The organism is Streptomyces albus subsp. albus (genome assembly GCF_000719865.1).
GTDB lineage: Bacteria > Actinomycetota > Actinomycetes > Streptomycetales > Streptomycetaceae > Streptomyces > Streptomyces albus_E.
Genome location: NZ_JOID01000007.1, coordinates 57,220 through 70,837 on the forward strand (window position 1 = coordinate 57,220; position 13,618 = coordinate 70,837).

The 13,618-nt window shown below is 73.2% G+C and carries 13 protein-coding genes; 6 read left to right on the forward strand and 7 right to left on the reverse strand.

The genetic code is table 11. The features are described 5' to 3' along the window. Positions 1–219 precede the first annotated feature (219 nt). The gene (locus tag IF83_RS0107960) at positions 220–1,236 is read right to left on the reverse strand and encodes a LacI family DNA-binding transcriptional regulator (protein ID WP_030543357.1); all 1,017 of its coding nucleotides are present in this window, start codon (positions 1,234–1,236) and stop codon (positions 220–222) included. Between the two features lie 289 nt (positions 1,237–1,525). Between IF83_RS0107960 and IF83_RS0107965 the strand changes: the two genes are divergently transcribed. From IF83_RS0107965 to IF83_RS0107980, 4 genes are all read left to right on the forward strand, one after another. Beyond that, the gene (locus IF83_RS0107965) at positions 1,526–2,830 is read left to right on the forward strand and encodes an ABC transporter substrate-binding protein (protein WP_030543358.1); all 1,305 of its coding nucleotides are present in this window, start codon (positions 1,526–1,528) and stop codon (positions 2,828–2,830) included. 90 nt (positions 2,831–2,920) lie between these two features. Continuing rightward, on the forward strand, positions 2,921–4,009 hold the full coding sequence (locus IF83_RS0107970) for a carbohydrate ABC transporter permease (RefSeq protein ID WP_051722567.1): 1,089 nt from the start codon (positions 2,921–2,923) through the stop codon (positions 4,007–4,009). Positions 4,010–4,028: 19 nt separating this feature from the next. Next, a complete protein-coding gene (locus IF83_RS0107975) occupies positions 4,029–4,952 on the forward strand; it encodes a carbohydrate ABC transporter permease (protein ID WP_030543360.1) in 924 nt (307 codons plus the stop codon). 117 nt (positions 4,953–5,069) lie between these two features. Further along, positions 5,070–6,530 carry a GH1 family beta-glucosidase gene (locus IF83_RS0107980; protein WP_030543361.1) on the forward strand — a complete coding sequence of 487 codons (1,461 nt, stop codon included), beginning with the start codon at positions 5,070–5,072 and terminating at the stop codon, positions 6,528–6,530. Between the two features lie 177 nt (positions 6,531–6,707). Here IF83_RS0107980 and IF83_RS0107985 read toward each other — a convergent pair whose 3' ends face one another. The 3 genes from IF83_RS0107985 to IF83_RS0107995 form a co-directional block, all read right to left on the reverse strand. Continuing rightward, on the reverse strand, positions 6,708–7,271 hold the full coding sequence (locus IF83_RS0107985) for a rhodanese-like domain-containing protein (protein WP_030543362.1): 564 nt from the start codon (positions 7,269–7,271) through the stop codon (positions 6,708–6,710). A 407-nt stretch (positions 7,272–7,678) separates the two neighbouring features. Next, positions 7,679–8,041 carry a rhodanese-like domain-containing protein gene (locus tag IF83_RS0107990; RefSeq protein WP_030543363.1) on the reverse strand — a complete coding sequence of 121 codons (363 nt, stop codon included), beginning with the start codon at positions 8,039–8,041 and terminating at the stop codon, positions 7,679–7,681. Between the two features lie 157 nt (positions 8,042–8,198). Further along, positions 8,199–9,557, reverse strand: a complete 1,359-nt coding sequence (locus IF83_RS0107995; RefSeq protein WP_030543364.1) for an MBL fold metallo-hydrolase — start codon at positions 9,555–9,557, stop codon at positions 8,199–8,201. Between the two features lie 448 nt (positions 9,558–10,005). On the opposite strand from IF83_RS0107995, the gene IF83_RS0108000 reads away from it, so the two are divergent. Next, positions 10,006–10,272 carry a metal-sensitive transcriptional regulator gene (locus IF83_RS0108000; RefSeq protein ID WP_019707948.1) on the forward strand — a complete coding sequence of 89 codons (267 nt, stop codon included), beginning with the start codon at positions 10,006–10,008 and terminating at the stop codon, positions 10,270–10,272. Positions 10,273–10,511: 239 nt separating this feature from the next. On the opposite strand, the gene IF83_RS0108005 is transcribed toward IF83_RS0108000, so the two are convergent. Both IF83_RS0108005 and IF83_RS0108010 read right to left on the reverse strand, forming a co-directional pair. Continuing rightward, the gene (locus tag IF83_RS0108005; RefSeq protein ID WP_030543365.1) at positions 10,512–10,904 is read right to left on the reverse strand and encodes a DUF302 domain-containing protein; all 393 of its coding nucleotides are present in this window, start codon (positions 10,902–10,904) and stop codon (positions 10,512–10,514) included. A gap of 106 nt (positions 10,905–11,010) precedes the next feature. Further along, entirely contained in the window at positions 11,011–11,493 is a 483-nt protein-coding gene (locus tag IF83_RS0108010) for a phosphatase domain-containing protein (RefSeq protein WP_030543366.1), read from the reverse strand. Between the two features lie 214 nt (positions 11,494–11,707). Here IF83_RS0108010 and IF83_RS0108015 point away from each other — a divergent pair, with 214 nt between their 5' ends. Continuing rightward, on the forward strand, positions 11,708–12,637 hold the full coding sequence (locus IF83_RS0108015) for a universal stress protein (RefSeq protein ID WP_037679131.1): 930 nt from the start codon (positions 11,708–11,710) through the stop codon (positions 12,635–12,637). 81 nt (positions 12,638–12,718) lie between these two features. Here the strand turns inward: IF83_RS0108015 and IF83_RS0108020 are convergent, their stop codons facing one another. Beyond that, positions 12,719–13,594, reverse strand: a complete 876-nt coding sequence (locus IF83_RS0108020) for an ATP-grasp domain-containing protein (protein WP_051722568.1) — start codon at positions 13,592–13,594, stop codon at positions 12,719–12,721. Positions 13,595–13,618: the final 24 nt, after the last annotated feature.

Consider the following 13,618-nt stretch of genomic DNA (forward strand, 5'->3'; position numbering starts at 1 on the left):
GACGTGCCCGTGACGTGACGCGGCGAGGCTAACAACGGGAGCGCGAGGAGGACATGGCTCCGCCGGAACGGCTCCGGCGGGACGGACGGCGGGCGGCATGCGCACAGACCGGCGGGACGCCCCCTTGCCCGCTCCGGGACCGTCCCGGCCGCCGGGGACCGCCGGCGGTGCGAGCCGGGGATGCGGCCGCTCCCCGGCCCCTCCAAGAGGTGCCGGGAGTCAGCTGGAGTCGCGGACGACGAGGGAGGTGGGAAGGACCTGGGAGTGCTCCGCGCTCCCCGGCTCGTCGATCTCCTTGAGCAGCAACTCCGTTATCCTGCGGCCCAGTTCCTCGACGGGCTGGCGGACCGTGGTCAGCGGCGGGTCGGTGTGGCGGGCGATGATCGAGTCGTCGAAGCCGACCACCGCCACGTCCTCCGGCACCCGCCGCCCCCGCTTGCGCAGTTCGGCCAGGGCGCCGGCCGCCATCACGTCCGAGGCGGCGAAGACCGCGTCGAGGTCGGGGTGGCGTTCCAGCAGGGCGCGGATCGCGGCGCGGCCGCCCTCCTCGGTGAAGTCGGCGGGCTCGGCCATGCTCTCGTCGGGTTCCGGGCCGCCGCGCCGCAGTTCGTCGCGCCAGCCCTGCAGCCGGCTGTGGCCGACATCCATGTCGAGGGGGCCGCTGATGGTGGCGATCCTGGTGCGTCCGCGCTCCAGCAGGTGGCGCACCGCCTCGGCGGCGCCGCCGAGGTTGTCGGAGTGGACGTGCGGCAGGGCCTCGTCCGGTGACCGGCGGCCGGCGAGGACGGTCGGCAGGCCCATCTCCTCCAGCAGGCCGGGCAGCGGGTCGTCGCGGTGGACGGAGACGAGCAGCACGCCGTCGACGCGGCGGGCGGCCAGGAAGCGGGTGAACTGGTCCAGTTCCCGCTGGTCGCGGACGAGGACGAGAAGCAACTGGATCTGGCTTTCGGCCAGTCCGGTGCTCACCCCGCGGATGACGGCGGAGAAGTACGGTTCGGAGCCGAGGCGGCTCTCGGACTCGGGGATCACCAGCGCGATGGAGTCGGCGCGGCTCGTGACGAGGCTCCGGGCCACCGAGTTGGGGACGTAGTTGAGTTCGCTGATCGCGGCCTCGACGGCAGCCTTGGCCGCGTCACTGACCAGGGGCGAACCGTTGAGAACGCGGGAGACCGTGGTGCGGCCGACTCCGGCTCGCGCGGCCACGGTTTTAATAGTTGGCCGTTGACTGGCGCCCATGGGCTCCCGCCTCTCTTCTCCTGCGCGGCGCCGCGGACGGCACCTAAGCAGCGCATTGTGCCAGACGGCGGCCCGCCCGCCGACCGGCCGCCGGGGGCTCGGACACGTTCTCGTAACGGAGGCGACTTCTCTTCTTGACGCCATCGGATTTCGGTCACACAGTCATCAGCAACCCCGGTGGGATCGTTCCCACCCGGCGATGGGAACGGTCCCACCCTAGCCCAGCTTGGTGGGACAGCCTCGAAGAGCCAAGGCTCCGGCGCACCGGCGCCGCCACTAGGAGGACGTCATGGGCAGTGTCCGCAAGGCAGTTGGTACAAGAGTCGTAGCCGCCGTCTCGGCCGCTCTCTCCCTCGCGCTCGTCGCGGGCTGCGGAGGCGGGGACGGCGAGAGCGGGAAGACGGCGGACGGCAAGACCAAGATCACTATGGGGCTGTTCGGCGTCATGGGCTTCAAGGAGACCGAGCTCCTGAAGCGCTACATGAAGGAGAACCCGGACGTCGTCATCGAGGCCGACGTGGCCGGCGACGAGCAGACCTACTACACGGCACTGCAGACCCGTCTCGCGGCCGGGAGCGGGCTGAAGGACATCCAGGGCATCGAGATCGGCCGGGCCAAGGAGCTCGTCGACACCCAGGCCGACAAGTTCGCGGACCTGTCGGACGTGAAGGGCGTCGACCACTTCCTCCCCTGGAAGCTCAGCCAGGTGACCACCCCCAAGGACAAGATCATCGGCCTGGGCACGGACATCGGCCCCATGGCCGTCTGCTACCGCAAGGACCTCTTCGAGAAGGCCGGCCTGCCGGGCGACCGCGAGGAGGTGGCCAAGCTCTGGGAGAACGACTGGTCCGAGTACGTCGAGACCGGCAAGAAGTTCAAGAAGGGCCTGAAGAACGACAAGGCCGCCTACCTGGACAGCGCCTCGGGTCTTTTCAACGCCATGATCTACGGAAACTCCGAGCAGTTCTACGACAAGAGCGGCGAGCTGATCCACAAGACGAACCCCGCCGTCCAGGAGGCCTGGGACCTGGCCTCGGAGACCGCGACGGCCGGACTCACCGCCAAGCTGCGGCAGTTCCAGCCCGGCTGGGACCCGGGACTGGCGAACAGCACCTTCGCCACCACCGTCTGCCCGGCCTGGATGCTCGCCCACATCAGCGAGAAGGCCGGCCCGGAGAACAAGGGCAAGTGGGACGTGGCCAAGGCTCCACAGGGCGCCAACTGGGGCGGCTCCTTCCTCGGCGTCATGGAGAAGAGCCCGGTGAAGGAGGAGGCCAAGAAGCTGGTCGCCTGGCTGACCGCGCCGGAGCAGCAGGCGTACCTCTTCAAGGAGCTGGGCAACTTCCCGTCCTCCGAGGAGGCGCTGAAGGACCCGGCGGTCTCCGGGGCCAAGTCGGAGTACTTCAACGACGCGCCGATCGGTGAGATCTTCGGCGCCGCCGCCAAGGACATCCCCGAGGAGCAGGTCCTGGGCCGCAAGGACGGCACCATCAAGGACATCTTCTCCCAGGGCCTCCAGCTGATCGAGCAGGGCAAGAGCCCCTCCGAGGCGCGGAAGACCACCGACGAGCGCATCGAGAAGGCCGTCGGCTGACCCACCCGTGACGCCCGGTGGCCGCCCGCCCGCGGCGGCGGCCACCGGGCTCCGCCCGCTCTCCCACGACTTGACGGAAGGAAGCCCTCCGTGGCCACCTCCACCTCGGTACCCCCGGCCGACGGGCCGCAGGACGCCCCGGCCGACGCCCCCGGAGGGCCCGGCTCCGGCGGCTCGAAGGACACCCGGCAGCGCCGGCGCAACCTCTTCCACCGGCTGGACGTGGGAGCCGCGCCCTACACGTTCATCGCGCCGTTCTTCGTGATCTTCGCGGCCTTCAGCTTCTATCCGCTGCTGTACACGTCCTGGATCTCCCTCCACGACGTGGAGCTCGCCACCATGGACGTGATGGTGTGGCAGGGGCTGCAGAACTACACGGAGCTGCTGCAGGACCAGCGGTTCTGGAACGCGGTCGCCAACACCGTCACCATCGGCGTCATCTCCGCCGTCCCGCAGCTGCTGATGGCCCTGGGCCTGGCCCATCTGCTGAACTACCGGATGCGGGGCTCGGCCTTCTTCCGGGTGGCGGCCCTCACCCCGTACGCGACCTCCGTCGGTGCCGCCGCGCTGGTCTTCACCATGCTCTTCGAGCGCGACTTCGGCATGATCAACTGGTTTCTGAGCCTCTTCGGCTTCGACAACGTCGACTGGGAGAGCCAGAAGTGGCCCGCCCAGTTCGCCATCTCCTCCATCGTGATCTGGCGGTGGACCGGCTACAACGCCCTGCTGTACCTGGCGGCGATGCAGGCCATCCCCAAGGACCGGTACGAGGCCGCGGCCATCGACGGCGCCTCGCGCTGGCAGCAGTTCCGCACGGTGACCATCCCCGGCATCCGGCCCACGATCGTCTTCACCATCGTGCTCTCCACCATCGGCTCCACCCAGCTCTTCGGTGAACCGCTGATCTTCGGCCAGGGCCCGAACGGCATCACCGGCGGCGTGAACAACCAGTACCAGACCCTCGGGCTGCTGCTGTACGAGGAGGGCTGGAAGAACTACCAGATGGGGCGGGCGGCCACGGTCGCGTGGACCATGTTCCTGCTGCTCATCCTGGTCTTCGCGGCGCAGCGCCTGATCAAGCGGCTGATGGCGTCCCGGCGGGCTCCGGCCCGGCGCTCGCCGGCCCCGCCGGCTCCCTCCTCGCCGTCCTCGTCGTCCTTGTCCTCGTCCTCGTCCTGACCAGGGAGCGGTAACCGCCATGACCACCGAAACCGTCCCCGGCCGGGCCGAGCCCCGCAAGACCCGGCCGAGTTCCGCTCCGTTCCCGGCCCGCAACCGGCTGCGGCTGCGCCCCCGGGCGGGCCGCCAGCACCACGCCGGCCCGGTCGCCTACGCCCTGCTGATCGTGGCCGCCCTGCTCTCCGTCTTCCCGCTGTACTGGACGATGGTGGCGGCCTCGACCGACAACACCCGGGTCAGCCAGACCCCTCCGCCCTTCCTGCCGGGCCCGAACCTCTTCAAGAACCTGGCGGCGGCCTGGGAGGACGCCGCGATGGGGCAGGCGCTGATCAACAGCACCATCGTGGCCGGGACGATCGCCCTGTCCACGGTGCTCTTCGCCACCCTGGCCGGCTTCGCCTTCGCCAAGCTGCGCTTCAAGGGCCGCAACATCCTGATGACCCTGGTCATCGGCACGATGATGGTGCCGCCCCAACTGGGCGTCGTCCCGCTGTTCATGATGATGAGTGAGCTGGGCTGGGGGCAGAAGCTGCCCGCCGTCATCTTCCCGACCCTGGTCAGCGCGGTCGGTGTGTTCTTCATGCGGCAGTACCTCAGCGAGGCGCTGCCGGACGAGCTCATCGAGGCCGGCCGGGTCGACGGCGCGCACTCGCTGCGGATCTTCTGGAGCATCGTGCTGCCCGTGGCGCGCCCGGCGATGGCCGTCATCTTCATGATCACGTTCGTGCACGCCTGGAACGACTTCTTCTGGCCGTTCATCGCCCTGGACATGAGCAACCCCACGATCCCGGTCGCGCTGACCCAGCTCAGCGCGGGCTATGTGCGGGACCAGTCGGTCATCATGGCCGGCGCGCTGCTCGGCACCCTGCCGCTGCTGCTCATGTTCATCGTCTTCGGCCGCCAGATCGTCGGCGGGATCATGCAGGGCGCGGTCAAGGGCTGACGGCCCCCGCTCCCTCCTCCCTCTCCCCTCCTCCCCCGCCGGGCGGCCGTCCGGTCTCCCCCGGCTGCCCTGCTCCCCCTCCCCCTTACGTACCACCGCACCGTGGAAGGACCCCTCGTGTCCTCAAGCCCTCGTACGCCCGACAACGCCGCGGAGTCCACCGGCGGCCGCGCCTTCCCGCCCGGCTTCCTGTGGGGAACCGCGACCGCCGCCTACCAGATCGAGGGCGCCGCCGACCTGGACGGCCGCACCCCCTCCATCTGGGACACCTTCTCCCGCACGCCCGGCAAGGTGCGCAACGGCGACACCGGGGACGTCGCCACCGACCACTACCACCGCTGGCGCGAGGACGTCGCGACCATGGCCGATCTGGGCGTGGGCGCCTACCGGTTCTCCATCTCCTGGCCGCGCGTCCAGCCCACCGGGCGCGGCCCGGCCCTGCAGAAGGGCCTGGACTTCTACCGCCGGCTCACCGACGAACTGCTGGAGAAGGGCATCCAGCCGGTCGCCACCCTCTACCACTGGGACCTCCCCCAGGATCTGGAGGACGCCGGCGGCTGGCCGCAGCGGGAGACCTCCCACCGCTTCGCCGACTACGCCGCCCTGGCCGCCGAGGCGCTCGGCGACCGGGTCCGGACCTGGACCACCCTCAACGAGCCCTGGTGCAGCGCCTTCCTGGGCTACGGCTCCGGGGTGCACGCCCCGGGCCGCACCGACCAGGTGGCGGCGCTGCGCGCGGCGCACCACCTCAACCTCGGCCACGGACTGGCCGTCCAGGCGCTGCGCGCGGGGACGCCCGCCGGCACGAAGGTGTCCGTCACCCTCAATCTGCACCACGTGCGCCCGCTGACGGACAGTGCGGAGGACGCGGACGCGGTCCGCCGGATCGACGGCGTGGCCAACCGGGTGTTCACCGGGCCCATGCTGCACGGCGCGTACCCGGCCGACACCCTGGCCGACACCGCGCATCTGACGGACTGGTCGTTCGTCCGGGACGGCGACACCGCCGCGATCCGGCAGCCGCTGGACTTCCTGGGCGTCAACTACTACACGCCGACCCTCGTCTCGGCCGCCGACGGGTCCGGGGCGCACCGCTCGGACGGGCACGGCGCCAGCCCGTACAGCCCCTGGCCCGGCGGCGACCGGGTGGCCTTCCATCTGCCGCCCGGCGACACCACGGCCATGGGCTGGGCCGTCGACCCGAGCGGGCTGTACGACCTGCTGCTCCGGGTCCGGGAGGACGCCCCGGGGCTGCCGTTGATGATCACGGAGAACGGCGCGGCCTTCGACGACTACGCGGGCCCGGACGGCGAGGTGCGCGACCCGGGCCGGATCGGCTATCTGCACGGCCATCTGGACGCCGTGCACCGGGCGATCGAGGCGGGCGTGGACGTGCGCGGCTACTTCCTCTGGTCGCTGCTCGACAACTTCGAGTGGGGCTACGGCTACAGCAAGCGGTTCGGCGCGGTGTACGTGGACTACCCGACCGGCACGCGCACCCCGAAGTCCAGTGCCCGCTGGTACGCCGGGGTGGCCCGGAGCAACGTGCTGCCGCCGGCCCCGGACGGGCAGGGCTGACGCGCTTCCGGAGCCGGCCGGGATCACGGGGTCGGGCCGGCTCCGGACACGGCGCCGCCCCGGGCGCGCCCCGCCTCCTGGCGGCGGGCGCGGGCCCGGGGCGGCGTCCCGCTGTGCGGACCGGCGGCTCGCGGACCGGTGGCTCACGGACCGTTCTGTCGCCGCGCCACCGCGGCGTCAGCGGCGGAGTTCCGCCAGGGTGGCGTCCAGTCCGGCCCCGCCGCGCGGCCGGTTGTACGGCAGCTTGCTCAGCATGACGGCCATGCCACAGGTGTTGGTGAGGGCGGAGAAGACCAGTCCGCCGGCGACGAAGGCCGAGAGCCACAGCGCCATGGGGAAGAAGAGGCCGAGGATCAGCCCGGTCAGCACCAGGGAGCCTGCCACCAGCCGGACCTGACGGTCCATCGCCCAGGTCGGGCGGCCGCCCTCGGGCTGGTTCAGCGGATGTCCGTGCTCGGCCCAGGCGTTGGTGCCGCCGACGAGGGTCGCGGCGGGGACGCCGGCCGCGGTGAGCTGCTCGCACGCCTGCTGCGAGCGGGCGCCGGAGGCGCAGACCACGGCGAGTTCGCCGCGCTCGGCCGCGGCCCGCAGGTCGGGCAGGGCGCGCTGGAGCTGGTCGAGCGGGATGTTGAGGGCGCCGGGGATGTGCCCGCCGGCGTACTCGCCGGGGCTGCGCACGTCTATGACGGTCAAATGGTCCAGACGGGGACGCAGCTGCTGGGGGGTCAGAGCCGAGTTCATGGGGTTCCGGGTCCTTACTCGTTTACGCGTGCGGGGACGGGGGCTGATGGAGTGCCTGCCGGTCCGGCCGGGGGTGGCCGTCCGGCACCGCCGGTTGGGGGGCCGGGCAGCGGCACGTACCTGGTCAGCCAGGGTACGGCCTGGGCGCGCGGCGGTTTCCCGGCCGTCCGGTGGACGGTACGGGGAGGGACCGGCGGGCCCACACCATACCCGCAGGGGCATCCCCCGGTGTTCCGGTCCGCCCTTCGGCCCCGCCGGCTCCCCTTTCCGGTCCTCTCGTCCCGCGCCCGGGGCCGCGCCTCCGTCGCCCGTCCCCGCCTCGCCGGGCCTCCCGGCGACACGTCCCGGCAACGCGATCGCCCCGGCCTGGCGGCCGGGGCGATCGCGTGCGTCGCGGAGGCGGGCTGTCAGAGGACCTGGCCGGGGCCGCCGTCCTCGGTGCGGACGGGCAGTCCCGCCTGCTCCCAGGCCTGCATGCCGCCCGCGACGTTGACGGTGTCGATGCCCCGGGCGTTCAGAGCCTCGGTCACCTGCCGGGAGCGGTTGCCCGAACGGCAGATGGCCAGCACCGGGCGGCCCTGCGCCTCGGCCGGCAGCTCCGCTCCGGCGGCCAGCGCGCTCAGCGGCAGGAAGACGGCGTCCGGGGCGTGCCCGGCCGTGAACTCGGAGGTCTCCCGGACGTCGAGCAGGACGGCGTCGCCGTACCGGGCGCGTTCGTCGGCCTCGGCCACGGTGATCTCGGGGGTACGGGGGCGGTGCGGAAGGCTCATGGGGTTCTCCGGATGACTGCGCGAGACGACGGAACAGCGGAACAACACAACGGAGGGAACAAGGGAACAGAAGAACACAAGAGGTGGCGGGGACGGGCGGCGGCCCGCGACCGTGTCCTCGGCCGGTCGCGGGCCACCGGTCTCCGGCGCGGAGAGGTCAGCCGTTCTCGACCAGGCCCTCTTCGCGGGCGTTGTCGAAGCCGTCGTCCACGGCCACGACCTCGCGGCCCATCGCGTCCAGCATCGACGCGGCGATCCCCGCGCGCATACCGCCGGCGCAGTGCACCCACACCGTGCCCTCCGGTATCTCGCCGAGCCGGCCGTGCAGTTCGTGGATGGGGATGTGCACGGAGCCGCGGATCTGGGCGCCGGCCCGCTCGGAGTCGCGCCGGACGTCCAGGACGACCGTCTCCGCGCCGCGCTCGATCTCCTTGGCCAGGGTGGCGAAGTCGGAGCGGCGGAAGGAGCGCAGCGCCTCCGGGTCGTCCACCCACTCCGCGGGGGAGCCGGTGGCGGCGGCGGCCGGGCGCTCGATGCCGACCCGGACCAGCTCGCGCTGGGCGGCGGTGATCTGCTCGGGGGTCTCGGCGAGCAGGGTCACCGGCTTGCCCCACGGGATCAGCCAGGCCAGGTAGGTGGCCAGCTGCCCTTCGAGCTCGAAGTTGAACGCGCCGGCGACGTGGCCCTCGGCGAAGGCGACGCGGTTGCGCAGGTCCACGACCCACTCGCCGGCGGCCAGGCGTGCCGCGATCTCGGCGGCGTCGGCCCGGCGCGGCTCGGTCAGGTCGACCGGACCCGGGCCCTCGGCGTTGGCCGGGCCCATGTGCGTGTAGTAGGCGGGGACGGCGTCGAGGCCGGCCAGCATGTCGGCGACGAAGGTGTCGACGTCCTTGGTCAGGGCGTCGTTGCCGGTCTTCTCGCGGCCGATGGTGGTGGACTCGCCCTCGGCCTGCGAGGAGGAGCAGAAGCTGCCGAACCCGTGGGTGGGCAGGACCGTCACCTCGTCGGGGAGCTCGGCCAGCCGGTGCGCGGAGGCGTGCTGCGCGCGGGCCAGCTCCTCGGTGAGCCGGGGCTCGACGAGGTCGGGGCGGCCGACGGTGCCGATCAGCAGGGAGCCGCCGGTGAACGCGGCCACCGGCACTCCGCCGTCCTCCAGGACGTAGGAGGTGTGGTGCGGGGTGTGGCCGGGGGTGGCGACCGCCCGTACGACGACGCCCTCCTCCAGCTCGGCGGTGTCGCCGTCGGCGACCGGGACGCGGGAGAACGAGACGTTCGCGCCGGCCGGCACCAGGTAGCGGGCTCCGGTGAGGCGGGCGAGCTGCAGGCCGCCGGTCACGTAGTCGTTGTGGATGTGGGTCTCCACGACGTGGGTGATGCGCACTCCGCGGCGGGTGGCCGCTGCGAGAACCTGGTCGATGTCGCGGGGCGGGTCCACGGCCACCGCGGCGGTCCGGCCGCCGGCCAGGTAGCTGCGGTTGCCCAGACCTTCCAGGGCCAGAGTCTCGACGAAGTACATGCGCTCCTCCTGTTGCCTCGACGTGCATGTGGGGGTGGGGGCTGGGGTTTGGATACCTAGGGGGGTATGCCTGGCACAACACCCTATACCCCCGGCCGTATTTCCCGGGACGCGGGCGGACCCTGCCGCGAGCCCTCCGCCCGGATGGGCGGCGCCCGCCGGCCCGGGGTACGGAGCACCGGCCGGCCGGCCCCGCACACCCCGCCGGGGCCGCCCGCGGCGGGCCGGGGAATGTTCCGGCACCGGGACGCGTTCCCCATACCCAATGGGGTATGCGGGGCGGCCACGGTACGCCATCGGGAGCGGCGGCGGAAAGCCGGCACCGGTTCACCGGACGTCACCGCCCTCGCCCGCCCCGCCCGGGTGCCGCCGTCCGGCAGCCGGACAGCACGCCCGGGCCCGTAACCGCCCGGGTACCATGAACGACCGGTATGAAGGAGGCGTCCGAATGCAGGTGGACGAGGAAGCTGTCGGCGCGGTGCTGAACCGTCTGCGCCGGGCCCAGGGACAGCTGGCGGGCGTGATCGCCATGATCGAGGCCGGGCGTGACTGCAAGGATGTCGTGACCCAGCTCGCCGCCGTGTCCCGCGCGCTGGACCGGGCCGGATTCAAGATCGTGGCCAGCGGTATGCGGCAGTGCATGGCGGCGGCCGACGAGGACACTCCCCCGATGAGCGAGCAGGAACTGGAGAAGCTTTTCCTCGCCCTCGCCTGACCCGCCCCGGCGGGCGGCGCACGGCATCGCCCGCGGGCCCCGCGCACACAGCGGAACCGGCCGGTGGCCCGGAGAGAACGGTCTCTCCGGGCCACCGGCCGGTCGTATGCCCGGGAGCGGCCGGCGGCACCGGCGCGGCGCGGGCCCGGGGCCCGCGGCCGGGAACCGGACCGCCGGGCTCGCGCGGGCCCGGCCCCGGCCCCCGTCTCCCCGGCACCCGGCCTCCGGCCCGGCCCCGGTCAGCCCGTCAGGGTGTCCAGCGCGGCCTGGATGCGCCGGCCGGCCTCCTCCGCCACCGGCTCCATCTCCGCCTTGCCCGGCACGGTGACCATGACCGCCGGGTCCAGCGCCTGGACCAGGGTCCTCCCGTCCTCCGCGGCACGCACCACGACATTGCAGGGCAGCAGCAGGCCGATCTCGCGCTCGATGCCGAGGGCCCGGTGGGCGAGGTGCGGATTGCAGGCGCCGAGGATGACGTAGTCCTCGATGTCCTCGCCGATCTTGTTCTTCAGCGTCGCCCGGACATCGATTTCGGTGAGCGTGCCGAACCCCTGCTCGGCGAACGCCTCCTTCACCCGGGGGACGGCCTGGTCGTAGGGGAGGTCCAGCGTGATCGTGCGGGCGTACTCCATTGCTCTTCTCCTCGGCGGTGCGGTGTTCCCGGTACGGTCAGAGGCCTTCCCGGTACCCGGGCGGGCATACCCGCCCCGCCGCCCGGACGCGCGGCGGCCCGGCGTCTCAGGTCCGGCCCTCCCGCTCCTGGACCTCCTCCAGTACGGGCTGCGCCGCCATCCAGTGGGCCCGTATCACCCGGAAGCCGTCCCGCTCGTAGGCGTCGCAGACCTGCGGGTCGTCGTCGGCCACGAACGCCACCGTGCGCCGCGCGGCCAGGCGCCGCAGCAGTTCGGGCTTGGTGATCCGCGCGGGCCGGCGGTCGCGCGGGCCGCGCATCCGCAGCTCGCCCAGCGGCAGCCCCTGGCGCGCCAGCCAGTCCAGGGTGTCGGCGCGGCAGCTCTCCGGGCGTCCGGTCACGTACACCACCTCGCACTCGCCCGCACTCGCCAGGGCCAGCTCGATCCCCTGCGTGAGCGGCCCGTCCTCGACGGCGGCGGCGAAGAAGGCGTCCCAGTCCCGGGGCCGGCCCTCGACGTGGTGGAGCCGGTGCCGGACGTCGGCGAGGGTGCCGTCCAGATCGAACACGGCCAGGGGGCGCTGGGCCATCGGTCATCTCCCGGGAGGCTGGGAACGGGGCCCGTTCATGGTCCCATCACCGGGGCACACGCCGGGGCCGGGAGCCCGGCCGGAGCCGGGCCGGACCACCGCCCGGTCCCGGGGCCCCGGCGTTTACGCGGCGTGGGCCGGGATACCGGTACGGCGTCCGTCCGGCGGGCCGCGGCGCACGACCGGCGCCGCCCATTCGCGCGAAGGAGCCGCCATGGTGGAGCAGGATCCGACGCCTGGGAACACCGGGCCGGGCCCCGTCCTGGTGGGCGTCGACGACGCGCACGACCAGCAGGTGGTGCTGCGGCACGCGGCCGCCGAGGCCGTCCGCCGGGGCCTGCCGCTGCACATCCTGCACGCCGTGGAGTGGCCGCTGCCGGCCGGTGCGAGCGAGATCTACCGGGAGGTCTCCGCCCCGCAGGCACAGGCCGCGGCCGTGCTGGCACCGTTCACCGCGCAGGCGCACACCGAGCACGCGGGGCTGAACGTGGTGGCGGAGCCGTACGCCGGGCGCCCGGCCGCGGCCCTGGTCGAGCGCTCCGCGCGGGTGTCGCTGATCGTCGTCGGGCACCGGGGCACGGGCGGTTTCCCCCGGCTGCCGCTGGGGTCGGTGAGCTGGCAGGTGGCGACGCACGCGGAGTGCCCGGTGATCGTCGTCCGGCCGGGCCGGACCGCGGTCCACCCGGTGCACCGGGTGGTCGTCGGCGTGGACACCGCCGATCCCACGGCCGAGCCGCTGCGGTTCGCCTTCGAGGAGGCCGCGCTGCGGGATGCGGAGCTGATCCTGCTGACGGCCGGCTCCCGGACACGGCCCGTGACCATGGAGCCCCCCGGACCGGCCGTGCCGGGCCGGGGGGCCGTCGCCCGGACGGAGAACGGCCCGGAGGACGTGCGGGACCTGGAGGACCTGGCCACGGCATGGCGGCACGAATACCCCAACGTCACGGTCACCACGCGCCACGTCGCCGGGCGGCCCGCCGCCGCGCTGACGGAGGCCTCCCACGGGGCGGAGCTGGTCGTCGTCGGTTCCCACGGCCGTACCGGGGTGCGGCGGGCGCTGCTGGGATCGGTGAGCGCGGAGGTGCTGCACACGGCCGCCTGCCCGGTGGCCGTCGTACCGGTCCGGCCCGCGGCCGGCGGCTGAGCCCGCCGGGCGGGGCGGGCGCGGCCGGGGCCACGGGCGGCGGGCACGCCCCGGGTACGGCGGCGCGGACGGCGGTTTCGGCTACGCGGCGGGCCCGCCCGGGCCGGCGGCCCGCGCCGGCGTCTCCCGGCCACGGGCGGCCAGCCGGTGCAGCGAGCTCTTGAGCGCGGCGACGAAGCGCTCGTGGGTGTCCTCGTCGACCAGGTCCAGGGAGAGGTACGGGTTGAGGTCCTCCAGCTCGACGAGCAGCAGCTCCCCGTCCCCGGTGCGGCAGGCGTCGACCCGCTGGACGCCGTGGTCCGCGGGGTTCCACTCCACGAAGCGGCGGGCGAACTCCAGGTCCTCCGGGCTCGCCTCGTAGGGCTCCAGGCGCCAGCGCTCCCCGGGGCGGGGCGCGTACAGGGCGTACTGGAAGACCCGGTCGACGAAGTAGAAGGACACCTCGTACCGGAAGCGGATCCGCGGCTGCACCAGGACGTCCCCGAACCGGATCTCCCCCAGCCGGTCCGGGGTGAGGAAGACCAGGCCGTGCGAGTCGGCGCCGCGCAGCGGTTTGACGGCGTACTCGTCCGCCTCCGGCAGCGCCGCCAGGTCCTCGCGGCGGGCCGCGGTGGGGATCACCGGGTACCCGGCGGCGCTCAGCTCGGGCAGATACCCCTTGCCCGCCATGTCACCCCGGCCGGTCAGCGGCGGCTGGACGCGCACGCCGGCGGCCAGGGCCCGTTCGCGGAAGGCGTCGAAGGCGGCCTGGTAGTGGGTGACGGGTCCGCTGTTGCGGATCAGTACGGCGTCGAAGGCGCCCATGAGCTCCGCCGCGTCCAGCGGGTGGCACAGGGCGACGGTGAAGTCCTCGCGGAGCCGGGCGGAGAGGGCGAGGTCCTCGTCGCCGTAGCGGCGGCCGCGCGCGGGGTAGGCGGGGTCGGTGACGTAGAGCAGGCGCGGGCGGTCGGACGGCATGGCGGGGTGGCTCTCCTGTGGTGC

Bases quoted from the DNA above. Each gene is read 5' to 3' on its own strand.
- IF83_RS0108000 (WP_019707948.1), top strand. From the start codon at position 10,006: ATGCAGGTGGACGAGGAAGCTGTCGGCGCGGTGCTGAACCGTCTGCGC.
- IF83_RS0107990 (WP_030543363.1), bottom strand. From the start codon at position 8,041: ATGAGCCTTCCGCACCGCCCCCGTACCCCCGAGATCACCGTGGCCGAG.
- IF83_RS0107975 (WP_030543360.1), top strand. From the start codon at position 4,029: ATGACCACCGAAACCGTCCCCGGCCGGGCCGAGCCCCGCAAGACCCGG.
- IF83_RS0108015 (WP_037679131.1), top strand. From the start codon at position 11,708: ATGGTGGAGCAGGATCCGACGCCTGGGAACACCGGGCCGGGCCCCGTC.
- IF83_RS0108010 (WP_030543366.1), bottom strand. From the start codon at position 11,493: ATGGCCCAGCGCCCCCTGGCCGTGTTCGATCTGGACGGCACCCTCGCC.
- IF83_RS0108020 (WP_051722568.1), bottom strand. From the start codon at position 13,594: ATGCCGTCCGACCGCCCGCGCCTGCTCTACGTCACCGACCCCGCCTAC.
- IF83_RS0107985 (WP_030543362.1), bottom strand. From the start codon at position 7,271: ATGAACTCGGCTCTGACCCCCCAGCAGCTGCGTCCCCGTCTGGACCAT.
- IF83_RS0107995 (WP_030543364.1), bottom strand. From the start codon at position 9,557: ATGTACTTCGTCGAGACTCTGGCCCTGGAAGGTCTGGGCAACCGCAGC.
- IF83_RS0107960 (WP_030543357.1), bottom strand. From the start codon at position 1,236: ATGGGCGCCAGTCAACGGCCAACTATTAAAACCGTGGCCGCGCGAGCC.
- IF83_RS0107965 (WP_030543358.1), top strand. From the start codon at position 1,526: ATGGGCAGTGTCCGCAAGGCAGTTGGTACAAGAGTCGTAGCCGCCGTC.
- IF83_RS0108005 (WP_030543365.1), bottom strand. From the start codon at position 10,904: ATGGAGTACGCCCGCACGATCACGCTGGACCTCCCCTACGACCAGGCC.